This window comes from Pedobacter sp. MR2016-24, assembly GCF_026239655.1.
In the GTDB taxonomy this organism is placed as follows: Bacteria; Bacteroidota; Bacteroidia; order Sphingobacteriales; family Sphingobacteriaceae; genus Pedobacter.
In genome coordinates, this window is the sequence record NZ_JAPIVO010000002.1 from 639,035 (window position 1) to 664,266 (window position 25,232).

25 protein-coding genes are annotated in these 25,232 nt (G+C 41.9%); 15 read left to right on the top strand and 10 right to left on the bottom strand.

Translation table 11 applies throughout. The features are described from left to right. Window position 1: 1 nt before the first annotated feature. Window positions 2-1,660, top strand: coding sequence for an SWIM zinc finger family protein (locus tag OQX62_RS06905; RefSeq protein ID WP_265830701.1), 1,659 nt, complete (start codon window positions 2-4; stop codon window positions 1,658-1,660). Window positions 1,661-1,685: 25 nt separating this feature from the next. On the opposite strand, the gene OQX62_RS06910 is transcribed toward OQX62_RS06905, so the two are convergent. After that, a complete protein-coding gene (locus OQX62_RS06910; RefSeq protein ID WP_265830702.1) occupies window positions 1,686-2,363 on the bottom strand; it encodes a DNA-3-methyladenine glycosylase family protein in 678 nt (225 codons plus the stop codon). A 181-nt stretch (window positions 2,364-2,544) separates the two neighbouring features. Here OQX62_RS06910 and OQX62_RS06915 point away from each other — a divergent pair, with 181 nt between their 5' ends. The 3 genes from OQX62_RS06915 (at window position 2,545) to OQX62_RS06925 (ending at window position 5,439) form a co-directional block, all read left to right on the top strand. Beyond that, window positions 2,545-3,702 carry a zinc-dependent alcohol dehydrogenase gene (locus OQX62_RS06915; RefSeq protein ID WP_265830703.1) on the top strand — a complete coding sequence of 386 codons (1,158 nt, stop codon included), beginning with the start codon at window positions 2,545-2,547 and terminating at the stop codon, window positions 3,700-3,702. A gap of 145 nt (window positions 3,703-3,847) precedes the next feature. After that, the gene (locus OQX62_RS06920; RefSeq protein WP_265830705.1) at window positions 3,848-4,789 is read left to right on the top strand and encodes a ketopantoate reductase family protein; all 942 of its coding nucleotides are present in this window, start codon (window positions 3,848-3,850) and stop codon (window positions 4,787-4,789) included. Window positions 4,790-4,872: 83 nt separating this feature from the next. Further along, window positions 4,873-5,439, top strand: a complete 567-nt coding sequence (locus OQX62_RS06925) for a chemotaxis protein CheB (RefSeq protein ID WP_265830706.1) — start codon at window positions 4,873-4,875, stop codon at window positions 5,437-5,439. 140 nt (window positions 5,440-5,579) lie between these two features. On the opposite strand, the gene OQX62_RS06930 is transcribed toward OQX62_RS06925, so the two are convergent. Beyond that, a complete protein-coding gene (locus OQX62_RS06930) occupies window positions 5,580-6,761 on the bottom strand; it encodes an alpha/beta fold hydrolase (protein WP_265830707.1) in 1,182 nt (393 codons plus the stop codon). A 193-nt stretch (window positions 6,762-6,954) separates the two neighbouring features. Between OQX62_RS06930 and OQX62_RS06935 the strand changes: the two genes are divergently transcribed. Then, the gene (locus tag OQX62_RS06935) at window positions 6,955-8,292 is read left to right on the top strand and encodes a sensor histidine kinase (protein ID WP_265830708.1); all 1,338 of its coding nucleotides are present in this window, start codon (window positions 6,955-6,957) and stop codon (window positions 8,290-8,292) included. A gap of 283 nt (window positions 8,293-8,575) precedes the next feature. On the opposite strand, the gene OQX62_RS06940 is transcribed toward OQX62_RS06935, so the two are convergent. Beyond that, on the bottom strand, window positions 8,576-8,752 hold the full coding sequence (locus OQX62_RS06940; RefSeq protein WP_265830709.1) for a hypothetical protein: 177 nt from the start codon (window positions 8,750-8,752) through the stop codon (window positions 8,576-8,578). 8 nt (window positions 8,753-8,760) lie between these two features. Beyond that, the gene (locus OQX62_RS06945) at window positions 8,761-9,429 is read right to left on the bottom strand and encodes a PAS domain-containing protein (RefSeq protein WP_265830710.1); all 669 of its coding nucleotides are present in this window, start codon (window positions 9,427-9,429) and stop codon (window positions 8,761-8,763) included. Window positions 9,430-10,013: 584 nt separating this feature from the next. Here OQX62_RS06945 and OQX62_RS06950 point away from each other — a divergent pair. From OQX62_RS06950 to OQX62_RS06960, 3 genes are all read left to right on the top strand, one after another. Further along, entirely contained in the window at window positions 10,014-10,640 is a 627-nt protein-coding gene (locus OQX62_RS06950) for a class I SAM-dependent methyltransferase (protein ID WP_265830711.1), read from the top strand. A 97-nt stretch (window positions 10,641-10,737) separates the two neighbouring features. Further along, complete coding sequence (locus OQX62_RS06955; protein ID WP_265830712.1) at window positions 10,738-13,263, top strand: PAS domain S-box protein; 2,526 nt, start codon at window positions 10,738-10,740, stop codon at window positions 13,261-13,263. 124 nt (window positions 13,264-13,387) lie between these two features. Further along, window positions 13,388-13,843, top strand: a complete 456-nt coding sequence (locus tag OQX62_RS06960) for a DinB family protein (protein ID WP_265830713.1) — start codon at window positions 13,388-13,390, stop codon at window positions 13,841-13,843. Between the two features lie 68 nt (window positions 13,844-13,911). On the opposite strand, the gene OQX62_RS06965 is transcribed toward OQX62_RS06960, so the two are convergent. Beyond that, entirely contained in the window at window positions 13,912-14,517 is a 606-nt protein-coding gene (locus OQX62_RS06965) for a TetR/AcrR family transcriptional regulator (protein ID WP_265830714.1), read from the bottom strand. Window positions 14,518-14,595: 78 nt separating this feature from the next. Here OQX62_RS06965 and OQX62_RS06970 point away from each other — a divergent pair, with 78 nt between their 5' ends. The 4 genes from OQX62_RS06970 (at window position 14,596) to OQX62_RS06985 (ending at window position 17,360) form a co-directional block, all read left to right on the top strand. Further along, on the top strand, window positions 14,596-15,297 hold the full coding sequence (locus OQX62_RS06970) for a dienelactone hydrolase family protein (RefSeq protein ID WP_265830715.1): 702 nt from the start codon (window positions 14,596-14,598) through the stop codon (window positions 15,295-15,297). Window positions 15,298-15,328: 31 nt separating this feature from the next. Beyond that, window positions 15,329-16,351 (top strand): amidohydrolase family protein, encoded by a 1,023-nt coding sequence (locus OQX62_RS06975; RefSeq protein ID WP_265830716.1) that lies wholly within the window; start codon window positions 15,329-15,331, stop codon window positions 16,349-16,351. Then, a complete protein-coding gene (locus tag OQX62_RS06980) occupies window positions 16,348-16,788 on the top strand; it encodes a nuclear transport factor 2 family protein (RefSeq protein ID WP_265830717.1) in 441 nt (146 codons plus the stop codon). The genes OQX62_RS06975 and OQX62_RS06980 overlap by 4 nt, the downstream gene beginning before the upstream one ends. Window positions 16,789-16,877: 89 nt before the next feature. Further along, window positions 16,878-17,360: a hypothetical protein gene (locus OQX62_RS06985; RefSeq protein ID WP_265830719.1), complete on the top strand. Its 483-nt coding sequence runs from the start codon at window positions 16,878-16,880 to the stop codon at window positions 17,358-17,360. 73 nt (window positions 17,361-17,433) lie between these two features. Here OQX62_RS06985 and OQX62_RS06990 read toward each other — a convergent pair whose 3' ends face one another. The 5 genes from OQX62_RS06990 to OQX62_RS07010 all read right to left on the bottom strand — a co-directional run bounded on the left by OQX62_RS06990 (window position 17,434) and on the right by OQX62_RS07010 (window position 21,867). Then, window positions 17,434-18,705, bottom strand: a complete 1,272-nt coding sequence (locus OQX62_RS06990; RefSeq protein ID WP_265830720.1) for an MFS transporter — start codon at window positions 18,703-18,705, stop codon at window positions 17,434-17,436. Window positions 18,706-18,906: 201 nt separating this feature from the next. Next, on the bottom strand, window positions 18,907-19,821 hold the full coding sequence (locus tag OQX62_RS06995) for an AraC family transcriptional regulator (RefSeq protein WP_265830721.1): 915 nt from the start codon (window positions 19,819-19,821) through the stop codon (window positions 18,907-18,909). Between the two features lie 188 nt (window positions 19,822-20,009). Further along, complete coding sequence (locus tag OQX62_RS07000) at window positions 20,010-20,774, bottom strand: hypothetical protein (RefSeq protein WP_265830722.1); 765 nt, start codon at window positions 20,772-20,774, stop codon at window positions 20,010-20,012. A gap of 2 nt (window positions 20,775-20,776) precedes the next feature. Further along, window positions 20,777-21,187, bottom strand: a complete 411-nt coding sequence (locus tag OQX62_RS07005) for an ABA4-like family protein (RefSeq protein ID WP_265830723.1) — start codon at window positions 21,185-21,187, stop codon at window positions 20,777-20,779. A 98-nt stretch (window positions 21,188-21,285) separates the two neighbouring features. Beyond that, window positions 21,286-21,867 carry a Crp/Fnr family transcriptional regulator gene (locus tag OQX62_RS07010; protein ID WP_265830724.1) on the bottom strand — a complete coding sequence of 194 codons (582 nt, stop codon included), beginning with the start codon at window positions 21,865-21,867 and terminating at the stop codon, window positions 21,286-21,288. Between the two features lie 145 nt (window positions 21,868-22,012). On the opposite strand from OQX62_RS07010, the gene OQX62_RS07015 reads away from it, so the two are divergent. From OQX62_RS07015 to OQX62_RS07025, 3 genes are all read left to right on the top strand, one after another. After that, on the top strand, window positions 22,013-22,984 hold the full coding sequence (locus tag OQX62_RS07015; protein WP_265830725.1) for a DUF6268 family outer membrane beta-barrel protein: 972 nt from the start codon (window positions 22,013-22,015) through the stop codon (window positions 22,982-22,984). A gap of 19 nt (window positions 22,985-23,003) precedes the next feature. Beyond that, the gene (locus tag OQX62_RS07020; protein ID WP_265830726.1) at window positions 23,004-24,281 is read left to right on the top strand and encodes a fumarylacetoacetate hydrolase family protein; all 1,278 of its coding nucleotides are present in this window, start codon (window positions 23,004-23,006) and stop codon (window positions 24,279-24,281) included. 134 nt (window positions 24,282-24,415) lie between these two features. Beyond that, complete coding sequence (locus tag OQX62_RS07025) at window positions 24,416-24,997, top strand: Crp/Fnr family transcriptional regulator (protein ID WP_265830727.1); 582 nt, start codon at window positions 24,416-24,418, stop codon at window positions 24,995-24,997. Window positions 24,998-25,232: the final 235 nt, after the last annotated feature.

The window sequence follows — 25,232 nt, forward strand, 5'->3', positions numbered from 1 at the left end:
CATGTTATTCAATTATAAATACAGTGGAAATACCTCCATCAGTAATGATGCGAATGAAACAGCAATGAGTTTTGCGCCTGATGCGCTTCGTGATCCAACTTTTTTTGTTGGAAAATTAAATAAGAAAATAGCCTTTCGGGAGGCGATTTCTGCCTTGCATGATGTAGTGGTTTCTGATCTGCGTTACAAACCGAAAGACAGGGCCGAATATAAAGCCTGGGCTGAAGAGCAGGAAAAACTCTGGCTCGGCGAATACATGGCTGGTTTTCAGATTGAGCAGGTAAAGAATCGCATAGAGGAAATCAGAAATGATTTGAAGGAGATTTACCGGGAAAAAGATCGGGTGCTGGGACCATTCAACAAAGCAAAACTCAGGTATTTCGATTATTTGTATAAAAATGACCGCGATGCCTGGATGGTGCTTGATCCGGTAATTACCGTTCATCCGGATGAGCTGTTTTTTGAGTGTTTTAGTCAGGATGAGTCTTCCTATGGCAAGCTGAGTTGTAATTACAATGTATTTACAGAAATTAACGAGTTTAAATGCGGCACCACCAACATAGATTATTCTGCAGAATTATATGGCGAATTTCAAAAAATAAGAGGGTATAAGGATACCTCATTCAAGATTGATCCTTCAGGATTTGAAGCCACAACAACCAACGAAGAGGTGTATAAAGAGGTGAAGATTGATTTGCCGGATTCATGGGTAAGAGGCTTTTTGCAGGTAAGTGCAGCGATGACTTTGCCTGCCACTACATTTGAATTACACCCGATGGATATTTTCAGCCTCTGCCAGTATTTACGTCGCTTTAAAGAAACTACTGGTCCGAGGGCCCTGCGTTTTATTTTAGCACCTGGTCAACCGGTTCGTTTGGTGATTGAACCCTGGTACGAAACGTTAACCTTCCATCGCTCTATTTACACCGGTGCGGAAGAAAAGACAATCAGAATCTGGGGCAGAAGAAGGCTGATGATATTGGAACGTTTGATTCCGATTGCGAAAAGCTTTAAAGTAGTTTTATTGGGCTCTGGTTTACCTTCTTTTTTTATGGCCGATCTGGGTGATATGACTTTTACACTGGGGCTCTCGGGCTGGACAACGAACGACTGGAGCAAAGCGGGTAATTTCGACCTGATGGCACCCCGGGGCAATGTAGATATATTGACTAAACAAAAAGTCTTCAGTAGCTTAAAGGAAACCTGGTTTGCCTCTGCGGCCGACATTGCAAAAAAATCCGGACTCAGTTCTGCGGTAGTTTCATCTGCATTAACTGCTTATACTCAGGCCGGACGTGTAATTTACGATTTGAAACAGGGTCTTTACCGTGTAAGGGAGCTTAGCCAGGATCCCCTTGATTTTTCGGCTTTACGTTTTGGCAGCGAACAGGAAAAAATTGCAAATGAATTTATCGTGCAGCATCTTGTGAAAATTGCAACCAAAATAGAAAATGATGTACTTGAAATCAAAGGGAAAGTGAGAACTAAAAATGAAACTTTTAGTACCCTGGCTTTAATTGATAAAGATCAGCGCTTAATTGATGGTTCCTGCGAGTGTGCATTTTACCAAAGCAATAAACTTAAAAAAGGTCCTTGCGAACATATTTTGGCAACGAGAATGATGCTGCAAAACAATACGGTTAAAGTCGCGGCTAACTAATTGTTTATCAATTGTGATCTGATATTTATGGTAAATCTTTAGGGAGGGCAACAATAGTTGCAGCCTTTTCCCGCTTAATCGGTGCAGACAAATAGTGATGCCACAAGATCATGGTAGCAATTGTCCGGTAGGGTTTCCATTGTTCCGCAATTTCCCAAATCAGTGTTTTGTCTGCATCTTTGGCAAGCTGTTTAGCTCTTTTCAACGCATTTACGGCAGCAATATCACCTATAGGATAGATGTCCGTTTTCTGCAGTACAAACATCAGGTATACATCCGCTGTCCAGTTACCGATTCCTTTATAAGCGATGAGCTTTTTCCTTACGTCATCATCAGGCAAAGTTTCCAAAGCGGCCAAATCCAGTTCGTTATTTGTAATTGCCTGGGCAAGACCCCGGATATAACCCATTTTCTGGCGACTCACATAACAAGCCCGCATTTCTTCATCGCTGAGTTTCAATAGATTTACCGGCGTTAAATTCCCTGTCTTTTCTTTCAGTTGATGTAGTGCTGCCAAGGCAGAAGCCAGTGATACCTGTTGCTCCAGCACAAAATGTACAAGGGTTTCAAAGCTGTTAGGACGTGTCCACATGGGTGGGTAGCCATGTGTTTTTAGAATTGCATTCAGATCCGCGTCGCGTGTGCCCAGCTCATCACAGAGCGCATGAAAATTCTGATTAGAAAAGGTTTCTGGAGTTGCCATGTTTATCAATGTTAAATTATTTTGCCCTGATTGTTAAACTAGTCATCTGTGGTCTGTGTTTTTTGTTTTTTCGCTTCCGTCAAAATTACACCTAAGGATGCTCCTGTTTATAAAGCAGAATAAAGTAAACAACTTCCGGCCAGTCTTGTTGAAGGTTTATCATTTACCTTATATATCAAATATGAAAGCAGCAGTATTTCACAAACCGGGCGATATCAGTTACACCACTGTAGCCGATCCCCGTATAGAACTGGCAACAGACATTATTTTAAAAGTGACCTCTACAGCAATCTGCGGATCAGACCTTCACATCCTGAGTGGGGCAGTGCCGCAATCGACTGACATGGTGATGGGACATGAATTTATGGGGATTGTAGAAGAAGTAGGTGCCGAAGTAAAGAATTTGAAAAAAGGCGACCGTGTAATTGTACCTTTCCCGATTGCCTGCGGATCATGTTTTTTCTGCAACCATGGCGCTTCACCTAGTTGTGAAAACTCTAATTACAAACACTACGGGCCTAATGGTGACCTGATGGATCAAAAAGGGGCAGCCCTGTTTGGTTATACAGACCTTTACGGTGGTTATTCTGGCGGGCAGGCCGAATATGTGCGTGTTCCCTATGCAGATGTGAGCCCGAGAATTATCCCTGAGAATATTACAGATGAACAGGCATTGTTCCTGACCGATATCTTTCCTACAGGTTGGTCTGGGGTTGACTGGGCGCAGCTTAAAGGAGGCGAAGTCGTGGCTATTTTTGGATCTGGTCCGGTTGGATTGATGGCACAAAAAGCAGCATGGTTACACGGCGCAAGTCGTGTGATTGCCATAGATCCATTAGATTACCGTTTGGAAAAAGCAAAAGCAGTGAATAATGTAGATACCTTAAATCCACATAAAGTTGATGTGGTAGCCGCTATTCGCGAAATGACCGCTGGCCGTGGTGCAGATGTATGCATAGACGCAGTAGGTTTTGAGCCGGAAAGGAACCTGATTGACAAACTGAAAGCAACCATTAACTTTGAGAAAGGCAGCATGAAAGTGCTGGAGATGTGTTTTGAGGCAGTCCGCAGAAGCGGTACAGTATCCATCCTCGGTGTATATGGTAGCCCGTATGATAACTTCCCCTTATTCCGCATATTTGATAAAGGAATTACCATTAAACAGGGGCAGGCACCCGTGCTCAACTATATTGATAAACTCATTGAATTGGTAAAAGAAGAAAAGGTAGTTCTGGACGATATTATTACCCATACCATGCCATTGAGCGAGGTATCAAAAGCCTACAAGATTTTTGATGAAAAGGATGATGATTGTGTTAAAGTTGTATTGAAACCTTAATATCAATATAGTGTATTTACCTCATTTTCAGCGCCCTGCTTATTCTTTAAGCAGGGCGCTGATATATCATAGTTAATTTATTTACTTTCATTGCTGGAATTGAGAAGTATTGCAGTGAAACAATGTTGTAAAGAATAAATAACACATGAAACAAAAAATCACAATAGTTGGCCTTGGCGGAGTAGGAGGGTACTTCGGCTTTAAACTTGCTCAGCATTTCGGCAATAATCCGGAGATCGGTATTTCATTTATTGCACGTGGGGCAACCTATGAAACAGTGAGAACCAATGGCTTAACTTTGCTCTCTCCGGAAAATACAGGTGAGGCTGTTTTTCCTGATAATATCGAAGAAGATGTATCCGGATTGCCAGATACATCTATTTACCTCATCTGTGTAAAAGAATACGATCTGGAGAATATCTGTAAACAGCTCAGGCCACTCGTTAAAGAAGATACCATTATGATTCCTTTGATGAATGGCGTTGATATTTATGAGCGGATTCGTAAAATCATCCCAACGGGAATAGTATTGCCTTCTTGTGTATATGTAGCCTCGCATATTAAAGAAAAGGGCACGGTAGAACATAAAGGCAATCCCGGTAGAATCATTACCGGGAAGGATCCACAGCATCCGGAATATAATCCGCAGACCATTATCAATCTCTTTAAGGCTGCAGCTATTGATATAGAATTAACAGACGATGCTTTTCCTGCTATCTGGACCAAGTATTTCTTTATTGCCAGTTTCGGTCTTGTCTCTGCAAGATATAATCAGTCCATTGGGCAGGTCAATGAAAATCCCGAATTACACTTGCGGGCAGAAAAGATAATGGGCGAAATCCTGGCAATTGCACAGGTCAGCAAAATCAATCTTCCTGCAGATATCATTCATCAAACTTTTAAAAGAGCCGAATCTTTCCCCTATGCTACGCCAACCTCGCTGCAGCTGGATGTACAATCGGGGAAAGAACATACAGAATTAGCTTTATTCTCTGGTGCCATCATCCGTTTAGGTCAGCAGTTCGGGCTTCCTGTGGAGGAAACCCTCAGCATTGAACGGGAAATTCAAAGTCTTTCGCCTTCATAAAGTCTCCGCGATCAAACATTAGTGTCAATCTATTGTTGCATCTTTTTATTTCGTTACTATTTTATGCTATCACACCACATTATATGAATAATTCATTTTTTACAGTAGGGATCGGTGCGTCAGCAGGTGGCCAGAAATCTTTGAGCGAATTTTTTAACCATATCAAGGTGGGTAAAAACGTAGCTTTTGTTGTGGTAACCCATTTAATGCGTGACCGTAAAAGTATTTTGAACCTAATCTTATCGGAACATACTTCGCTACCTGTATTGCGTGTAGAAAATGATATCCGCATCATACCCGGAAACATTTATGTGATGGCAGAAAATATTACCATTGAATTGGAGCAGGGCTGGATCAGGGTAAAAAAAAGAGATATCAAAATAGAAAATGATGCAATTGATATCTTCTTCACTTCCCTGGCCAATGATTTCAAAGAAAAGGCTATAGGTATCATTCTCTCTGGTGGCGGTAAGGATGGATTAATAGGATCATTACAAATGAATCATATGGGAGGCAATGTAATTGTGGAGGATCCGGAGTCAGCAGAAGTGAAGGGGATGCCTTTGTCAATTGTCAATTGGGATCACCCGACTTTGATTAGAAAGCCCGCTGAACTGGCTGCGGAGATTAACGTTTTATGTAGCCTGTAGCAGATTAAAGATTTCCTCTGTTGCGCTTGTGCAATCAATTGAAATAATGCTGTAAAAAGAAATAGCCCCTGCAGGAGCGCTCCTGCAAGGGCTAAAGAACAGCTAACTGCTATCCTTATTTTTGATAATCATTCATTGTATTATACTTTCTGGGGTATTCTTTCATTCGCTATAACCTGATCTGCAGGGTTAGGCTTAAAGTTCAAAAACTTACCAGCAACTGCGTTTACATGTCTGTGCTGCTCCACAAACCCCATATGGCCTGCACTGGAAAGCACCAGTAGCTGCGAACCGGGAATATGTTCATTCATGAAAACACTGGCTTCCAGTTTTGTTAAGCGGTCTTTATCCGCCCCTATCACAAGTGTAGGAATATTGATTTGGCTTAATACCTCAGTAGCATCATATTCAAACATGCCCAATACACCACGGCCGGTAATTGCCGGTGGAGCCATCGTTGATAGTAAAGCTGTAAAGTCGAGCTGTTTTGCAGTTTGTGTTCCTGCAAAGGTGAGCAAACGTGTCATGATCAGGCTGCTTCCATTGAGGTAACTCATCCAGCGACTGATCCAAAGCAGGGGAGATAAGCCAATCATGATCCAGCAAATCGGTTTTAATACCGGATTCTGAATCGCTTGCAGCAATCCGCTCATGACTGATGTTTTAGTGGGATTGGTATAGGTGGTATGCTCGAGGATGATCCCCTTGATTCGTTGCAGTCTGTCTGCATACATTTTACAAAAGGTCAATATTGTGAAGCCACCCATGCTATGCCCCCAGAGTACCGGATCCTTAACATTTGAATAATCAATTACCGCATTCAAATCAGCCGCCAATTTCTCCAGGCTATAGTCTTTGTTATCAGGTCTTTTAGATTTACCCAGACCGGCATGATCCATCAGGATCAAATGGTAATCTTTCTCAAAATATTTTTTTTGATAATACCATTGCATGCTGTTGGAATTCCATCCATGGATAAAGATGATCGCCTGTTTCCCTTTCACACCACCCTGTTCTATATTGATGATGCTGCCATCTGGTCTTTGTAACTGGTATTGCTCAGGATAACGCTCAGCTACAGGCTCATCCTGCATACCTTTACCACTTCCGCTGAAAAGGGAACGAATAACTATTTTACCCAGCGCAAATAAAACGAGTATGGCGATAGCGCCGATCAGGCAATGTTGTGCATATTCCTGTCCATATTCGGGTTGTACCAGGTCTTTATGTAAGTACCATTCACGCCATAAGTAAATATCAAACCATACGAAACCTATTGTAAATACATTGGCGAAGATCGCACTCAAAAGTAATATCGGCATATTTTCTATTTTTGAATGTAACCTGAACAGCTATTTTTTGTTTTACAAATTTGCTGTTGATTTATGCAGGTAACCATAGGGACACCGGTTTTTATTATAGCCTGATTGTAAATTATAAGAAACGCAAACTCCTTGAAGTTGTATTAACTGCAGATGCTGTTATTGTGGCATCATAAATGATATTGAATATAGTATGCTAAACCGAATCTTCGCTCTACACAAAACCCTCGTTGGTCACCATACGGTGAGCATGGAGGCGCGAATTTTTCATGAAGTTAGTTTAATCACTATTGCTTCCCTGATTATTTCATTGCTGGTAAATTTAATCACCCAGGTACCTTATGCTGCACTGATATTAAGTTTTACACTTGCATTAACAGCCCTATTATATATCAGTTCACGTCTATATAATCGTACACAATCCAGTGCTACAATCTTTTGTCTTGCGCTGAACCTGATACTGGTAGTGAATTTTTTCATTAACTCAGGTTATCACGGACCAACGCTTTTGCTGTTCATTACTTCATTCTTCTTTAGTTTAGCGGTGATGCCAAAGAAACAGTATCCCTTCTGGATTACTTTAAATATACTTACCATAGTTAGTTTATTATGTATTGAATACATTTATCCTTCACAGGTAACCAATGGCTACAGCAGCAGGTCTGCTGCCTTTCTTGATCTGATTTTCACTTATCTGGGATCTGTGGCCTGCATTCTCATTATCTTAAGTTATATCGTTAAGAGTTTAATCAGCGAAAAAAACAAGGTATTAGCCATATCAGAAGACTTACGTAAAGCAAATCAATCTAAAACGCAATTGCTCTCTATCCTCTCGCACGACCTTCGCTCGCCGTTAAATTCCATCCAGAGCTTTTTAGAGCTTTTACTGGAATATGATATTGATGTAAATGAAAGGCAAACCATTAAAGCTGGATTGCTGAAGGAAACCAAGAATACACAGATTATGCTGAATAATTTGTTACTATGGACTAAAGCACAAATGGAAGGGGGGCTGCAGGTTTCCTTAACTAGTGTGCCTTTATTCCAGGAACTAAAGGTTGTCCTTGAGATTTTACAGATATCTGCTTTAGAAAAGGTGATTACAATCAACAATAAAATCAATCCGGATATCTGCATTATTGCCGATGTGGAGATGATTAAAATTGTGTTTCGTAATCTCATCAGCAATGCAGTGAAATTTACACCTTCTGGTGGCACAATAAACCTGAAATCACAAGCAGATGGTAATTTTATTACATTCAGTGTTGAAGATAATGGTATCGGGATCTCAGCTGAGAAACAAGCGCAATTATTTTCTGTAGGGGCAGAATCAACTTACGGTACCAATAACGAAAAAGGTGTGGGATTGGGACTAATGTTATGTAAGGAATTCACAGAATTGCAGGGTGGGACGATCAGTTTTAAAAGTACTTTAGGAAAAGGCTCTGAATTTGCGCTTACTTTTCCGGTGTGTCCGTCAAGCAGAAATGGACTGCAGGACGAACAAAAAAACTTTCTGCACATTATGTAGGGGATTCCCTTTCGTTTTCCACATACAAAATCTGAACCTTTATCCATCCCGTTACAAACTGAGATTTTTACTTAATCCTTTTAGTTCGCAACAGATCAATAGCATTTATATTGTTGGTGTAACTACCTGTAGGTCTGTAAAATGTGTTTCAGTAAATTGTTGAAAAATATACAATTAATGAAGTGGATAATGGTTGCAGAACCATTATTATTATTGTTATGTTTACATCATCAAACAATTGATCTGAAAAGGCTTTTAAAATAAAAGAACAGGTATGGATGCCTTATGCCATCGGAATGATAGCAATTATACAAGGTACATTAAAAATATTCTCATAGGCGAGATAGGTACATCTGAGTACCAAGCCCTGCAGCAATGCAGGGCTTATTTTAAAATACTCATAATTGGCAGACAGATCGTCCCTCCCGATGCCAGAGCCCTGCAGCAATGCAGGGTTCATTTTTTTGATTATTGCTTAGCTGCAATCACACAAACACCGCTAATAGTTTTTACGCCGCTCCAAAGTGGGGTAAAGTTATAGGTGATCCCTCCTTCAGTAAAAGTATAGGGAACTCCATTGTGAAATACATGGTTGAGTATAGAGAGATTCATTTTTCTGGTTCCCTGCCATAAATCCAGCATAAAATTATTCACTGCCTCAATCTTAAATTCAGCATTCCTGTAGATACACATCGGCACAGGGGCCGACATCACTAAGGCTCTGAGATCGCGTTGAGACTGTTGGATGATGAGCCTGTTCAATTCACGCTCGCAAACATCGGTTGCCATCACTAAAACTCCGGTTATGCGGTTACCCAGGTTAATGGGCGTATAACTGTAGTCCATAAAAACAGATTCTTTTTTGTTATTTCGTTCTAACCACACCAGCGCACCTCTATCTTTGTGCGCTTCTCCTGATAAAACTACACCTTCCAATAATTTAGGGTATTCCTGATCCGCGAGTTCCGGTAAAAAATCCAGTAACGCTAAGCCATTAATTGATGCCGGCCTATCCCACAAATCTAACATCGGCTGATTGACCATTTGAAGCTTCATGTTGTCTGCATCAAATATTGCTGTTGCTACAGGTGCATCCTCAAAAAGCATGTAATTAGGTTCTAAAATTGAGCGTTTCATTGTTGTTTATTTATTTTGGATTTCTAAGATGTGTATTTCTATACTATCTTCCAAATAGTGTTTAAACAGTGTTTTTTTCTGTTGGAATGCTTGAAAGGGGCTATTTAACCCAGAAAATATGTTATTTTTTTTCTGTTCTAAAAAATTATACTGAGAAGTGAAGTTGATTGTTAAATTCCATTACTGGCATTTAACACTCTTGTAAAATAATCGAATTTATTTCGTGTAATAAATGCGATTGCTGAATTGAGTTGATGTATAACAACCCTATTGTAATTCTACATGAAGCAAACCCGTATAGACAAATCCTACAACAGTAGGTCTATTACGTTTAAGATCGGCAGAATTGTGATCAGACAAGGGCAAAACAGTAATAACAAGCAGGGCAAAATACCTCATTGATCAGTTTTGAAAATTGAAGGAAAGTTTACCCTCAAGGATAAAAACAGGGTAAGCTTTGTAATGATAAACAAAGGGCAGAATACAGTTCAAAATAATTTAGTTGTTTCATGTCAAACATATTTATGATATTTGAATAATGCAACAGGATTGCAAATGATGCAAAAGGATCTATACAATATTTTATGACAGAATTTTGGGAAGCAAGTTTTAAAGATAAACAGGAAATGTGGGGCTGGGAACCAGCTGATTCCGCTGTTGCCACGGTAGAACTATTCAAAAAACATCAATTGAATAAAATCCTGATTCCGGGATTTGGTTACGGAAGAAATGCAAAGCCATTTACTGCTAGTGGATTCAAGGTAAGCGGAATTGAAATTTCTCAGACTGCGATTGATTTTGCAGGAAAACAATTCGGGGATAGCCTTCAGATATATCATGGATCAGTTGGTTTAATGCCATTTGACGGGGAGATTTATGATGGTGTCTTCTGTTATGCGCTACTACATTTATTAAATGCTGAAGAAAGAATAAAATTGATAGATGATTGTTATCATCAAATCAGACCAGGTGGGTATATGGTTTTTGTATCTATTTCAAAAACGGATTTCAGATACGGACAAGGAAAGGAGATAGACAAAGACACTTTTGCCACCTGGCCTGGTGTTAATCTCTATTTTTACGATTCCGACTCCATCCAATCGGAATTTAACAATTATGGCTTAATAGATGCTCAACCCATCAGTGAACCCATGATAGCGGCTGGTGAAAAGCCAGCGCAAAAATTTTGGTATATCGTCTGTAAAAAGTAGGCTAGGGTTTGATCAGGGCTGCCTGTGCTGGTTATAGCAACTTAATTGTACATTCAGTTCATTTTGCTATTTTAGTCGCCGCAACTGAGCATAACCTATGAACGATCCGGTAATACCTTTGAATTTTGAACAATTTAAACATGTGCTCTCTTTTTCACCTACGGCTACCGCTGTACATATCGGGGAAGATGCCAGAATCGAATTTGCTAATGCCGCTATGCTGGCCATCTGGGGCCGGGGAACTGAGGTGATTGGTAAAAGTCTGTTAGAGGCTATGCCTGAATTATCAGGGCAGCCATTTTTACAAATGTTTAAACAGGTGTGGAATGATGGGATTATCATTTCAGGAAAAGATACAGCTGCGGAAATATTGATTGATGGAAGACTCGACACGTTTTACTTCGATTTCCAGTACTGCGCTATAAAAGACGAAAATGATAAGGTAGTGGCTGTTTTGCATACCGCAACCGATGTTACAGAACGTTTTTTAAACCAGAAAGAACTGGAACAAGCAAATCAGAACAGGGAGTTACTGATCCGCGAGCAGGCACTTAACGAAGAACTTGCTACCACTAACGAGGAACTTGCGGCAACTAACGAAGAACTCAATGCGACCAATGAGGAACTTTATACTAACAAGATACAACTATCACAGATAAACCTTGAATTGGAATCAATGGTAGCATGCCGGGTCATGGAATTTACCGAAAGCGAAGAAAGATTCAGGTCAATGGCTGATCATACTGACGTCTTGATATCTGTAATTGATCAGTTCGGAAGGTGGATCTATCTCAATAAAGCATGGTCCGAACTGAGCGGAAGGACTGCTGTTGAACTGCTCGAAAAGGGGTGGCATGATTTGATTGCTGATCAGGACAAGCAATATTTTTTTGAAATTCATCAGCAGGCATTTGCAAGGAGAATTTCTTATACGGCTGAATTAAGGGTATTATCTGCTGATGGGAAATATAGCTGGTTGCTTAAAAAAGGTACGCCCAGATTCCTTTCTGATGGAACTTTTGCGGGATTTATAAATTCGTGTATTGATATTACCCAGAGGAAACTGGATGAACAGCGCCTTCAGGACATGAATGAAGATTTGGCCGCCTCCAATGAAGAATTTACTGCCCTTAACGAAGAACTTGCCACCACCAATGAAGAACTTGCTACAACTAATGAAGAACTCGCTACCCTAAATGAAGAGCTGGCGTTGAGTGAGAAAAGGTTCCGCGATTTGATCAGACAAGCTCCGGTTGCCATCTGCGTGATCCGTGCCTGGGATCTCATGGTAACTGATGTTAACGATAGTTATCTGGAATTAGTTGGTAAAACTGCTCCGCAAATACAAAATCGTACCATTTGGGAAGGAGTAGCTGAAGCTGCTGATGTATATGCCCCAGTGATGAAAAGGGTGATTGATACCGGAATTGCCTTTTATGCAACTGAGCATGAAGTCGGGTTGATCCGAAATGGGGCTGCTGAAACAGTTTTTATCGATTTCGTATATGAACCCGTTAAAGATGCCCGGGGTAAAGTAAGCTCCATTATGGTATTAGGGAATGATGTTACCGCTAAAGTAATGGCCAGGCGTCAGATCGAAGATATGGAAGAAAGAAGCCGTTTGGCAATTGAAGCTGCAGAAATCGGCACCTATGAATATCGATACGCCGATCAGTCACTTAAGGGTTCAGCGCGTTTCAACGAGATTTTCGGAATAAAAGGTCCTGTTTCCAGGGCAGATATACTTGCAGCCTATCATCCTCTTGATGCTCACCTGAGTGATCAGGCGCATGCTATTGCCAAAAAAACCGGGAAGCTGTTTTATGAATCGCGCTTTATGAATGCAGACGGTTCGCTGAAGTGGATACGGGTGCAGGGAAACGTACATTATGACACTCACGGCAATCTGAAAAAACTACTGGGTACTGTGATTGATATTACTGATTTTAAGCAACTGCAGCAGCAAAAGGATGATTTTATTTCCATTGCAAGTCACGAACTTAAAACGCCGATCACTACTTTGAAAGCTTCATTACAGCTTTTAGAAAGAATGAAAGCAAATCCGACAGCCATGTTGCCAAGGTTAGTAGAACAATGCAGCAGGAGTATGGAAAAGATCAGCGAGTTGGTGGATGATTTGTTGAATGTTTCCAGGATAAAGGAAGGGCATGTGATGCTGCAGAAAAAGGATTTTGTAATAGCAGATATGCTGGAAGAATGTTGTTCACATACACTGCAAAAGGGGACGCATGAGCTGATTGTGGAAGGTCCGAAAGATATTCAGATTAATGCAGATGAAAACCGTATAGAACAGGTGCTGATGAATTTCATCAACAATGCCATAAAATATGCACCGGACAGCAAGAGTATATATTTGAGTATTGAAGAACTTACAGGTTCAGTAAAGTTTTCACTAAGGGACACTGGTCCTGGTATTCCGGAAAATAAGCTACCGCATTTATTTGATCGTTATTTCCGCGCAGACCCATCTGGTGCGCAGGTTTCCGGACTAGGATTGGGTCTTTACATCAGTGCAGACATTATCCAGCGTCATGGTGGAGATATTGGAGTTGACAGCGTTGAGGGTGTGGGGACTACATTTTGGTTTAGCCTCCCTAAATGAACACAATGAAACTCCTGGCCTTTGGCCTGATGATGTTCTCTGGTTGTAGTCAACCATCAAAGAAGTCCGACGAAAAGTGAGGAATGAACCTGTAAAAGTCGTTTAAGAAATAAAAAAAAGCTAGATGGAAACTATACTCAAAACTTGGAAAGCAAGCCGAAAGCTGTACATGGAGTTCTTTGACAAATATTCTTTGGAGCAACTTAACAAAGTCCCCAAAGGATTTAACAATAATCTTATCTGGAACATCGGACACATTATTGTCACCCAGCAAAAGTTGATCTACAAAGGTGCAAACTTACAAGGATATATCTCGGATGACTTATTTGATCAATATAAATCAGGCACAAAACCAACCGCACCTGTTTCTGAAAATGAAGCCAATACTTTGAAAGCACTGTTAACTTCACTGATTGAAAAAACTGAAATGGACGTTGCAAAAGATATTTTCGTTTCCTATAATGAAAGAATAACAGGAATAGGATTTCACCTGGAATCAGTACGCGATGCGTTCGAATGCAATAACTATCACGAGGGGATGCATTTGGGATATATGATGGGCATCAGAAAATTTGTTTAAGGATTCTTTTTCCAAAAATATTATTCTCTTTCGCTTCTGCTCTGGCATACAATACCTTGTAGCTACTTTTAAGACGGTCCATAAATGGCCATGAAGTCCCTAACGCTCATGCGCGCCAATTCAGTCGAATCAATAGCTGAAGCTTTATCGATACAAAAAATTACCGGATATCGTGCCATCATACAGAGTTGAATAAGTGTTCTGGCAGCTCTGCCTGCATCTCCCGAAGGTAATTTCCCAATGCCCATTTGTGTTGCTAAAAAGTTTTCAAGTAACTCCTCAGTAGCTTTAGGCGCACGTTCATAAAATAACCTTCCCACTTCCGGGAAACGCGCACTCTCACCAATTGCAAGCCGGTGCAAATCAATCGATTCCGAGGAACAGATTTCATCAATATAGTGCTTTGCAAAGTCTCTAAGGGACTGCTCCAAAGGTTTGTCTGATGTTAAGTGTGGTGCTAACCTTCCGCGAAAAGAAGCTGTAGCATGCTCAATATAGGCTGCAAATAGAACTTCTTTATTAGGGAAGTAGCGCCATAAGGTTTCTTTTGAGCCACCATAAGCAGACGCAATTGCAGACATCGTAGTAGCACCATAACCATAGTCAAGGAAGTGTTTTCCAGCTATTTCTATGATCATTTTACGGCGGGCCTCCTGTTGCAATTCTTTTGACATCTATTTTATTTGTTTTTTACCGTACTATGTAGTACGTTTGCTAAACCGTACCATGTGGTACGGTTTAGCATTTTAGTGATGAGTTTTACAACAAAGATACAATCCTACGATGGCGTAGGCAAGTTCAACGTCTATGTAGCGGAGCCCGATGGAAGACCCCGGGGAGCGGTTATCGTTATTCAGGAGATTTTCGGGGTAGATACAGACATTCGCTGGCGCTGCGATCTTTTAGCCCAGAACGGTTATCTGGCTATTGCGCCCGATCTATTCTGGCGTCTTGATCCGGGCATGGAATTAGACCCGGACATAAAGTCTGCCATGAAACGGTCTGTGGATGTGGTTATTCGCTTCAATACAGATAAGGGGGTACATGACGTACAGAGCACAATTAACAAAGCCCGTGAGATTGTAGGCAATAAGGCGAAAATCGGCCTGATCGGATATTGTCTTGGGGGGCGAATGGCCGCATTTGCCTCAGCCCGTACGGATATCGATGCAGCAGTTTCTTATTATGGAGTACAGATTGAGCGTATGTTGGGTGAAAAAGATGCCATCAGAAATCCACTCCTGTTACATATGCCTGAGTTTGATGAGCATGTTGGTGAGGAAATTCAAAACCAGATTCATGCTGCATTTGATGGTAATGAGCAAATTACAATCTTCGACTATCCGGGACAACATCATGGATTTGCATGTGCGCTTGGCAAACGCAGATCAGAAGCCACGGCAAAGGTAGCGGACGAACGTACTGCTCAATTTTTAGCGGAACATATTGGTTAATGTACGCAACTAAAATATCTAAAAGAGAATAATGAAAATAATAGCTTTAGAAGAACATTTTGTACCTCGTCAGGTTCGCGAAGCCTGGGAGGCAACTGCTGCGATACAGGACTTTACGGTCTCGATGAATGGCAATCAATATGTCAGGCAATTGGAAGATCTGGAAGAGATTCGCATTCAGGCAATGGATGATGCCGGTATTGACGTTCAGGTGTTGTCCTTGCCGTCACCCGGGGTTCAGAATTTTAAACCAGCAGATTCCATAGCAGTTGCGAGAGATTTTAATGATATCCTCACTGGTGCCATTGCAAACCGTCCGGATCGCTTCGATGGCTTTGCTACCCTTCCTGTACCGTCGCCAATTGCAGCTGCAAAAGAGTTACAACGTGCTGTGCAGGATCTTGGACTTAAAGGAGCGCTTTTAAATGGACGTGTCCATGAGCGTAATATGGATCATCGTGATTTCAATCCAATCTATGAGGCTGCAGAGGCACTGCAGGTACCGTTATATATCCATCCGCAGCTTCCGCCATCCGGGGTGCGCGATGCTTATTACGCTGGTGTAGGTCCGGTTGCCGACATCATGCTTTCCATGGGGGCCATTGGCTGGCATTACGAAACTGGTATACAGCTTCTGCGTATGGTACTGACCGGAGTCTTTGACCGTTACCCCAGGCTTCAGGTAATTGTCGGCCACTGGGGGGAAGTAGTCCTGTTCTATCTGGATCGCATTGGACAACTAAACCATGCGGGCCTCAAACTGGAACGCCCTATTGCTGACTACTTCAAACAAAACGTTTATTACACGCCAAGCGGCATCTTTAGTCAGCACTACTTTTCCCGTACGATTGAGATAGTGGGAGTGGAACGAATGATGTTTTCCCAGGATTGGCCTTATCAAAGCTGCGGCGAAAAGGGTGCCCAGACATTTTTAGCACAAGCCTCAATCTCTGAAGCCGAAAGGGAAGCTATAGCACATGGAAATTGGGAGCGGCTTGTTAGTGGGATATGGCCTAACACAGCTACTGAAACAGGAGGTTCTGCTAAGTTATGACTGGCATAGAGGAACGACTGAAAGCTTTAGAAAATGAGCATCAAATCCGGGCGCTGACTGCTTCCTTTGCCGACAGCTGTCTTTCTGGAAATGCGCAGTGTTTTGAAGCATTGTGGGTAGAAGATGGTACCTGGAAGTTAGCCGAACCTCTTCATCTGGAAAGCAGAGGTCGCGACAGTATCGTAAAGCTATTCCTTGAACTTGCAACAGGCAAACGTTTTTTTTGTCAGAAGCTGCATTCAGGTATAGTTACGATCTCGGGAGATACTGCAACTGCGCGCTGGATTTTATCCGAAAACGCTGCCAACCACGATGGATCATTATATCAAAGCACGGCAATATATGATGATCGGCTTGTATTTCAAGATGGAAGGTGGCTATTTCAGGCGCGGTATTGCAAATTTCTCGACATATCCCATACCGGAAATAATTCTTAAGGAGCTGGACAGATAGTAACTGCACATATTTCATGTGCAGTTACTGTTTCCTTTAAAAATGAAGTTTTAAACTGATAAAGAGATAAAATATGAAAGAATGGAATGACTTTTTTTTAGCTACAGCAGCGGCAGCAGCAACTTTGACGGGACTGATATTTGTTGGAATTTCTATCAACCTCACACATATATTATCCTTCCCGCTCCTGGTAATTAAGGCTTCAGTGGCTTTGATATTATTATTAATGATCTTGATCTTTTCGGTTCTTTTACTCGTTCCGCAGGAAAGTCATTATTTAATTGGTTGTGAAACCATCGTACTTGGCTTAATCGTCTGGATTTTAATAACCAGGGCAGATTTTAAAATATATTATCAGTCATTGACGGAATTTAAACGCATTTATCTTTTTACATTATTGTTTGATCAGCTTGCTACCATATTGTATGTCATAGGCGGAATCTCTCTTATACTATTTGGCAATCCTGGACTTTACTGGACAGTAATGGCGATATTTTTATCATTCATCAAGTCCGTTTACGATGCCTGGGTATTACTGATTGAAATTAAAAGGTAATCGAAATATAGTTGTTTTACTAAGCTTTTGCTGCTATGCTGTTGTCAAACTCGTAGACGGTTTGCTCCACGTTTCAATGATGAGATACAACCGCTCTTCCAGCTTCCTTACCGATAGCCTTAACCCTGACAAACAATGCGATAAAAACCCCAGCTAAAAGCATAGAGATACCTGCCGCGACGAATACTCCAGAGATACCGGCATAATTAAATAGTAATCCGCCCATGGCTGCTCCCGCTGCAATGGCACCCTGTACTGCTGCTACAACCATTCCTCCGGCACTTTCTGCCTCATCGGGAACTGCAGTGGACACCCAGGTTGACCATGCAACCGGCACCCCGCCGAAAGCCATTCCCCAGACGGCAATCAGCAATGCATGTCCGGTAAAAGTGGGTGGTAACAATACCAGGAGCAATGCTACAACTCCAACCAAAATTGGCATACTGATTAATGTCCAGCGCAGACTTTGTTCCATGAGCCGCCCTGCCAGAAGCGTACCGGCAAAGTTCGCTGCTCCAAAGCCCAACAATAGTATGGCTATTCCATCAGCGCCAATTCTTATTGTATCCTCTAAGAAGGGACGGACGTAAGTAAAAAGGGAATAGTGGCCCATATGTGCCAGCACGCAGCCCAGCATTCCTACTATTATGCCCGGACGCAGCAGTACTTTAAGCACTGTTGTAGATTTGGCTGCCCGCTGTGAAGGCAGTTTTGGCAAAGTATACCATTGAAAAATTAACGTCACTACACCAATTGCCGCTGCTGCATAAAAAGCACTGCGCCAACCGAATAAGCCTCCCAGGTAGCTGCCCAGAGGCACAGAGACCACGGTTCCGACAGCTATGCCACTGAAAATGATCGATAAGGCACGTGGCACCAGTTTTAAAGGTACAAGACGCATTGCTACTGCTGCTGCCATTGCCCAAAAGCCTCCAAGGGCAATTCCGAGCAAAGCACGCATCAATAAAAGCACCATTATGCTTGATGAGCAAGCAACAAAAAGATTAGAGACAATCATCAAAGCAGAAAAGCTGAGCAATACGATCCTTTTGTCTAAAGACCGTGTAAGTCCCGGTAGCAACAGTCCGGAAAACAATGCGGCTATTGCGGTCACAGTTACCGTCTGACCGGCTACCGCTTCTGAAAGCCCTAGTTCTGAAGCCATCGGTGTGAGCAGACTGGCAGGCAGGTACTCTGCTGTTAATAATCCAAAGACGCCCATTGTTAGCGAGAAAACCGCTGTCCATGCCGGAGAGATCGGTTGAGTATTATCCTTATTAAAAAGGTTGACAGCTGATACCTGAGCACCATTACTATTTTTTTTACATAGATTTTCACTTTCCATAAATACATTATTTTTATGAAGCAAAGCTCCATTTTATGGTTAGTTTAAAATTATGCTAATCAAACATATGATTATTAACTTGGTGTAAGATCGGACATTTACAGGAAGTCTGCGGTTAGACAGCCATCTTTCTAATGACATGGTATGGGATATGATAACCGGAAGCAGGAATTAAATGCAGAAGGTGATTGATGTTTTCCTTTATAGTTTGGAAATAGGTGTACAAAGAGCTTTCCTGTACTTTAAAGGGGTTGTATTGGTTTGCTTCTTAAAAAAAATGATAAAATTTGCCGAATATTCAAAACCCAGGCTATAGGCAATTTCTGTTATATCCCAATTACTGAACTGTAATAGTGCTTTTGCCTCGTTAGTAATTCTATTGGCAATCCATTCCGTGGTAGTTTTGCCTGTGCTTTCTTTCAGAACTCTGTTCAGCGTATTGGTATGTACGTTGAGCTGCAAAGCAAATTCTTTAGCTGTTTTGAGTTTCAAGTTTTGTGTAGGGGCGTCGATAGGAAACTGCAGTTCTAACAGTTCCAGGAACATAGTAGTGATGCGCTCTGCTGAATTGACTGGTTGATAAAATGTATCTGCAGGCTGTATTTTCATTGCCTCATGCATAATGACCTGCACGTAGCTTCTTAATAATTCATATTTATGAGCGTATCCGGAACGGATCTCAGGGAACATGTTTTCAAAAATACCTTTTAATAACTCAATACTCTGTATTTTAGGGAAAAACAAATGATTTCCTCCTATCTTAAATAAAGGCGAATGTGAAAGGCTCTCACTTTTAAGGCTTTGGTTGATGAAGTCCTCAGTAAACAGGCAGAAATAGCCGGCCTGATCGTTCGAAGTAGGCTCCCACGAGTAGGGAATCAAAGGATTAAAGAAGGTAATGGATGGTTTATCAATCCGGATGACTTTATCAGCATAGCTTAATATTCCAGTACCTCTTGTGATCATAGATATTTTATAGAAATCCCTGCGGTTGGGCGGCAGGGATGTACTATCACAAGAAAATTCTTCTCTGTTATACACGTTGAATTGTCCATTTTTAGGATATTCCCATCCATGCCGGCTATGAAAATCGCTTATATTCTCTCGTTTGTTCATTTCATAAAATTATGAAATAAAAACATTTAGAAGTTTTTGTTTATTTGAGATTGCAGGATTATGGTCACTCTAAAAGTATAACCGTAATATCAATTTACCATTGCCCGACACCGCTTTCTAAGTCCGCATTTCACTTTCCCATGATGCCCTTCTGCAGCTTGTTTTCTTCCAGATACAAAGAACTGTCTTTACAGCAGCGGCCGACCTAGTAACGCATTAAAAAGCAGCAGGGATACAAATGCGAAAAAGAAAGATGCAAAAGCGATCGTTGGGCGGGCACTTTTATAATTTGTGAGCAGGACGAAAAGAGGCATAATCTGCAGCGCATGCAATCCCATAAAATGAGCGATCCGCAGGTCACCTGCAATGCGGCTCCAATTAAATAGCGGCAGTCCGGGACCACCATCAGCTGCACCAACCGTGTGAGACATCTTAGCGGCCATCAAACCTCCTTCAAAAGCAAAGAAACAAGCCATAATAATCCCCAATCTGATTGCCCACAACATTGCCGGGGTAAGTTGTATGGCTTTCACTTTAAAAAACTGAATCCCGATATAAAGCGCAAATAATGTTTGGGAAACAATTACTACACCCATCAGATTAAATAAAAGCAGATTATAAGCACTGGAATGATTAAAATGAGACAGCTGTCCCCTGGCTGCCTGCAACGCAATGGCGAACATTTCAAAACTCATCGCAAAGACAGTGAACCGTGCAAATCGTCTTTTGATAAGTTCAAAGGGTAAGTACTGTAAAAGCAAGGTCCAGGTAAGGCAGTATATCGTTATCGATATGGCAAATTTGATCGGTTTGATCCATAAGTTCAGGCCCATTAATTGCCGGTGATCGAACAAGGCGGTAATGATAAAAACGATAAACAAGGCGAAGTGCGCCAGGCCACAGTAATACAATACCGGGCTGAGAGCTCTCATGCGGTTTAATAAAGTTCTCATGGTTATTGACGAATTTTTTTAATGATCTGATAAAGCAGGAAGCCAACGGGACCGAACATAAAGGTCATTACGAGGCAGGGTATAACCAGCCAGTGAGAAATGTTTCTTTCCTGCGATGATCTGATGATCGCAAAACCGATCAAAAGGTCGAAGGCGAGATAGTGAACCCAACCGGCAAGTAAGAGACTATCGTTTGCAAAAAGTGTACGTACTTGTTGCAGGGATCCATATCCACCACCCGAAATGCTAAAGAAGCCAGTGATATAAATGCAGTAAATTACTGAAAGCACTATCGGTACAAGGGGATAGCTGATCAGCCAAAGTGTTACTCGCCATTTAGGAAGGATGATCAAAAGCAGCCATTGTACTGCGGCAAGGCTGCTAACGAGTGAGAAGATCTGTGATGTTTCCATATTGATTTATGCCGCGTTAAAATACGCATTGCAAAACTGCGCTTAATAAGCCTTTAGGAAAATGACTTTAGGTGAATAAAGTAAACGTTTTTATTATCCTATGTTAATTTTTTCGCTACTTCTGCCCGAATACGGCTTAAACTTTGAGGCAGGATACCAAGATAAGAAGCGATCAGGTGCTGTGGTAATCTTTCAAATATCTGCGGCCGGGTATTAAGCAGGGTCATATATCGTTCCCTGGCGTTACGGAGCATGAAGTCACTTTTGCTTCTGGCAGTCGCTAAGAAGAGCTGTTCGGCCATAATACGTCCGAATCTCTCGAAGCGCTGGCTATGCTGATAGAGCGCCTGCATGTCCGGATAACTTAAGGTAAATAACTCACAATCTTCAAGTGCTTCGATCAGACAGTCTGATGGTGTCTGCAGCAGGAAGCTTTCATAATCACCCAGCCATTCACCTTCAAAAGCAAACCCGATCGTATGCTCTCCTTTTACAGTCCGGGAATAATAACGCAGACCACCTTTATGCACCAGTACCATCATTTTGCAGACCTGGCCTTCCTTCAGATAAAGTTCATACTTTTTAAGGTGCAGCGGTCTGAGCCTTTGCATGAATAAGAAAAGTTCTTCATCGGTGAAGTCGACCAATTTGCGCAAAGCGCTAGTTATTACCTCGTACATGATATGATTTGTGGGGCGATGTACAAATATATTACAACACACCAATATATGCCAGTTGATATTGATAAATATCAATGAGTTTAGAAATGCTGCGGGATAGTTTTGTCTCATTCCAAAAAGGAAATCAAAATCAAAACCATACGGCATGAAAAACATTGAAAAAAGACAAACACAAATGAGACCGGCAGCCCAAACTACCCAGCGGTTAGGTATCACGTTCCTGACAGCCATACTGCTGCTTATCTTATCGCCAGCCAGGACTATCGCACAAGGTTATGTTGAAGGCGTAAACATATCCTATGAGCACATGCCCATTACAATAAAAACGCCGGCAAATGAACAGCAATTTACCGGGAACAACTTAAAAATTGCTACGGCGATCCCTATATTCCTGACGCCGAATAAATCTAAATACCTAATTGTTGGCGGAAACCTGGAAGCTTTCAACTTTTCAGGCACCCACCCGGCTTTCCAAGTGAAAAGAGTTTACAGCATTTCCCCTACATTCGGTTACAGTACCATGCTTAGTCCAGCTTTCAACCTGACTGCATTACTAATGCCCACGATGAACAGCGACTTTGAAAATGTGAAAAGTTCAGCTATCAAATTTGGCGGTATCGTCAGGGGCAGTTGGAAGGCTAGTGAAAACCTGACCTGGAGAGCGGTATTGGGTTACAGAAGACAGTTCTATGGTCCCCAATACCTCGTTACGGTTGGTATGGACTGGAAAGCCGGCGGGAAACTGCGGATCTTTGGTGATCTGCCAAAAGATCTTACCATCAATTATGCTTTAAACCAGAAAATGAATACCGGGTTTAACCTGTCTGTTCAAAATTCAACCTACCGTCTGGACAATCAGGAACGCTACTTCGAATACAATACGGTTAATCCGGGCCTTTTTTTGGAACGTTATATATCTTCCAACTGGGCGGTAAGGGGAACGGCCGCTTATACACTGATCAGAAACATGGAAATATACAATAAAACAGATAAGGCAAAAGCATTCGTCGATTTTGCAGAGTTTGGGGATCGCGCTGATCCGATCAATCCCGAAGTATCGAAGGGCCTGGCGTTTAAGATCGGCTTAAGTTACAGAATCGTTCCAGGCAAAAAATAATCACAATAATTTGATCATTATGAATAGAATACTTATTGGCTTAGCCATTGGTTGCTTCCTGACTATCATCAATACTTATCCGGCGTTTTCCAGCTTTTTACCAAAATGGGAAAGCATGAAAAAGCACCGCGAAATAGCAGAACTGCTGATCGATACTATCGCTGAAGCAGAAAGCCTGAAAAAAGGCAAGCCCATGATTAAGCCGACAGCCGAAGCGTTGACCTTCAGTAGATTCAATAAAGACGGACAGGTACATACACTAGCCGTACAGCAGGATGATGGAAAAAGCGTTAGGGGTATAGATATCAGTGCAGCACTTGGTCGCTACGATAAAAATTCCTTTGATGTGATCAAAGGCATGGCTTACGAAGATGTGGTAAAGACCATCAGCAAGAGCCACAAGCAGATTTCGCTGAAATATGCAGACCTGCTGCCCAGCGTTGCCGGCACGCAGCACCTGGCGATAGGCATCAACTATGCAGAACACGGCAAAGAAACGGGGCAGGTTAAACCATTTATGTTTCCTAAACTAGTTCATACAGATCCCGCTATACACCAGTTGAAGTATAGCGAGGGCTGGCTGCTGGACCACGAGGTGGAGCTTGGAATTGTATTTCCTTCAGCGGTTTGCGCTGCGGATGACCTGGATAAAATGCTGGTAGGCTTCCTCGTTGTGAACGACTTCACGGACAGAGCGGAATTGATGCGCAAGATGGACAGCCAGAATGTAACCGGCGGCAAAGGGTTCCCCGATGCCAAAAGTAAAAAAGGCTTTTTGCCAACCGGGCCATATCTGGTGATCCCGAGGAACTGGCGCGCTTTCGTGAAGGAGCTGCATCTTCAGCTAAGTGTTAACGGCGTTGTCCGGCAAAACGGTAATGCCGGGGATATGGTCTGGGATATTGAAAAGATCGTAGAGCGGTCCTTATCGGCAAAAGGTAAAACCAACAGCTACTTTCAGAACCGGATGATCAAACTGTTTGAAGGCAACTGTATCCCGGCCAACAGTATCATTATCACGGGCACACCAGCGGGTGTTGTTTTCAATGCGCCAGGCAAGGGTTTCATTTTCGGGTCAGTTACCCGGTATATTTTTACTGGCGGGTTTTTCAGTGCAAAAATGCATCCTTATATTCTAAATGACTATTTGAAAAAAGAAATGAAAAACACCCGTTATCTGAAACCGGGCGACTACATTGAAACATCGATCAGTTACCTCGGAACCATCCAGACAACAATTGTTGGGAATCATAGCGGAACAGATCAACCAACTGCCAGTCTCGACAGGTTGAAATAAGAGGGGGGAGCATCACGGCGGATCAGAGGTTATTACATCTGGTCTGCCGATGGATGCCGGTCGAAACGATTTATTTTTTGTTTGCAAGTTCCTATGATCGATATTTATACCCTGACTCCTCAATAACATATTACATGGCCGATCCCATTTCGCTTTCCAAAATAGAAACATTCATCAGGCATTTCATTCAACCAAATGAGGAAGAATGGAATGCCTTTGCAGCTATATTAAAGGAAAAGAAACTAAAGAAAAAAGACCTGTTGCTGGAAGACGGGCAAACCTGCAACTTTATCGGCTTTATCATTTCCGGTGTGATCCGCGAGTATGTATTTGAAAACGGAAAGGAGTCTACGGTCGATTTCGTATCCGAAAATCAGTTCGTGGTAGATTTCCAAAGCTTCATCTTATCAACCCCCTCTAAGCAATATCTGGAAGCCTTAACGGATGTTGATTTGCTGGTCTTCAAAAAAGATAGTATCAACAGGCTGTACGACAAATACAAAATCTGGGAGCGCTTTGGACGGCTGATTATAGAGCACGTATTCTGTGGGGTAGAAGCCAAGCGGAAAAAAATCATTGCAACGACCCATGAAGAGCAATACCGGAACTTTGCAGCCATTTACCCGAATGTAGTCCAGCAAGTACCCCAATACTATATCGCATCTTACCTCGGTTTAACACCAGAACACCTGAGCCGGATACGAAAGAGAGTTTAACAACCGGTCTATAAGTGCTTTCATATGCCCTTTGACCTTTTTAGCATACAAACCTGGACTTTTCAGCAAAACAAACCTTGCCTATGTGTCGCATCTTTGTATGATCAAATAGTATAATCATCAACCTATTTCAGGTAAACCTAGTTTCATTGCAGGACTTTTAAGCCGCTCATATTCCTCATGTATTCCATCAGTAAAGACATGCAAGCATCATATGTTAACTTCATTAGGTAGC

What these genes read in the sequence shown, in the direction of transcription:
- OQX62_RS06905 (WP_265830701.1), top strand. Translation starts at nt 2, where the DNA reads ATGTTATTCAATTATAAATACAGTGGAAATACCTCCATCAGTAATGAT.
- OQX62_RS06910 (WP_265830702.1), bottom strand. Translation starts at nt 2,363, where the DNA reads ATGGCAACTCCAGAAACCTTTTCTAATCAGAATTTTCATGCGCTCTGT.
- OQX62_RS06915 (WP_265830703.1), top strand. Translation starts at nt 2,545, where the DNA reads ATGAAAGCAGCAGTATTTCACAAACCGGGCGATATCAGTTACACCACT.
- OQX62_RS06920 (WP_265830705.1), top strand. Translation starts at nt 3,848, where the DNA reads ATGAAACAAAAAATCACAATAGTTGGCCTTGGCGGAGTAGGAGGGTAC.
- OQX62_RS06925 (WP_265830706.1), top strand. Translation starts at nt 4,873, where the DNA reads ATGAATAATTCATTTTTTACAGTAGGGATCGGTGCGTCAGCAGGTGGC.
- OQX62_RS06930 (WP_265830707.1), bottom strand. Translation starts at nt 6,761, where the DNA reads ATGCCGATATTACTTTTGAGTGCGATCTTCGCCAATGTATTTACAATA.
- OQX62_RS06935 (WP_265830708.1), top strand. Translation starts at nt 6,955, where the DNA reads ATGCTAAACCGAATCTTCGCTCTACACAAAACCCTCGTTGGTCACCAT.
- OQX62_RS06940 (WP_265830709.1), bottom strand. Translation starts at nt 8,752, where the DNA reads ATGAACCCTGCATTGCTGCAGGGCTCTGGCATCGGGAGGGACGATCTG.
- OQX62_RS06945 (WP_265830710.1), bottom strand. Translation starts at nt 9,429, where the DNA reads ATGAAACGCTCAATTTTAGAACCTAATTACATGCTTTTTGAGGATGCA.
- OQX62_RS06950 (WP_265830711.1), top strand. Translation starts at nt 10,014, where the DNA reads ATGACAGAATTTTGGGAAGCAAGTTTTAAAGATAAACAGGAAATGTGG.
- OQX62_RS06955 (WP_265830712.1), top strand. Translation starts at nt 10,738, where the DNA reads ATGAACGATCCGGTAATACCTTTGAATTTTGAACAATTTAAACATGTG.
- OQX62_RS06960 (WP_265830713.1), top strand. Translation starts at nt 13,388, where the DNA reads ATGGAAACTATACTCAAAACTTGGAAAGCAAGCCGAAAGCTGTACATG.
- OQX62_RS06965 (WP_265830714.1), bottom strand. Translation starts at nt 14,517, where the DNA reads ATGTCAAAAGAATTGCAACAGGAGGCCCGCCGTAAAATGATCATAGAA.
- OQX62_RS06970 (WP_265830715.1), top strand. Translation starts at nt 14,596, where the DNA reads ATGAGTTTTACAACAAAGATACAATCCTACGATGGCGTAGGCAAGTTC.
- OQX62_RS06975 (WP_265830716.1), top strand. Translation starts at nt 15,329, where the DNA reads ATGAAAATAATAGCTTTAGAAGAACATTTTGTACCTCGTCAGGTTCGC.
- OQX62_RS06980 (WP_265830717.1), top strand. Translation starts at nt 16,348, where the DNA reads ATGACTGGCATAGAGGAACGACTGAAAGCTTTAGAAAATGAGCATCAA.
- OQX62_RS06985 (WP_265830719.1), top strand. Translation starts at nt 16,878, where the DNA reads ATGAAAGAATGGAATGACTTTTTTTTAGCTACAGCAGCGGCAGCAGCA.
- OQX62_RS06990 (WP_265830720.1), bottom strand. Translation starts at nt 18,705, where the DNA reads ATGGAAAGTGAAAATCTATGTAAAAAAAATAGTAATGGTGCTCAGGTA.
- OQX62_RS06995 (WP_265830721.1), bottom strand. Translation starts at nt 19,821, where the DNA reads ATGAACAAACGAGAGAATATAAGCGATTTTCATAGCCGGCATGGATGG.
- OQX62_RS07000 (WP_265830722.1), bottom strand. Translation starts at nt 20,774, where the DNA reads ATGAGAACTTTATTAAACCGCATGAGAGCTCTCAGCCCGGTATTGTAT.
- OQX62_RS07005 (WP_265830723.1), bottom strand. Translation starts at nt 21,187, where the DNA reads ATGGAAACATCACAGATCTTCTCACTCGTTAGCAGCCTTGCCGCAGTA.
- OQX62_RS07010 (WP_265830724.1), bottom strand. Translation starts at nt 21,867, where the DNA reads ATGTACGAGGTAATAACTAGCGCTTTGCGCAAATTGGTCGACTTCACC.
- OQX62_RS07015 (WP_265830725.1), top strand. Translation starts at nt 22,013, where the DNA reads ATGAAAAACATTGAAAAAAGACAAACACAAATGAGACCGGCAGCCCAA.
- OQX62_RS07020 (WP_265830726.1), top strand. Translation starts at nt 23,004, where the DNA reads ATGAATAGAATACTTATTGGCTTAGCCATTGGTTGCTTCCTGACTATC.
- OQX62_RS07025 (WP_265830727.1), top strand. Translation starts at nt 24,416, where the DNA reads ATGGCCGATCCCATTTCGCTTTCCAAAATAGAAACATTCATCAGGCAT.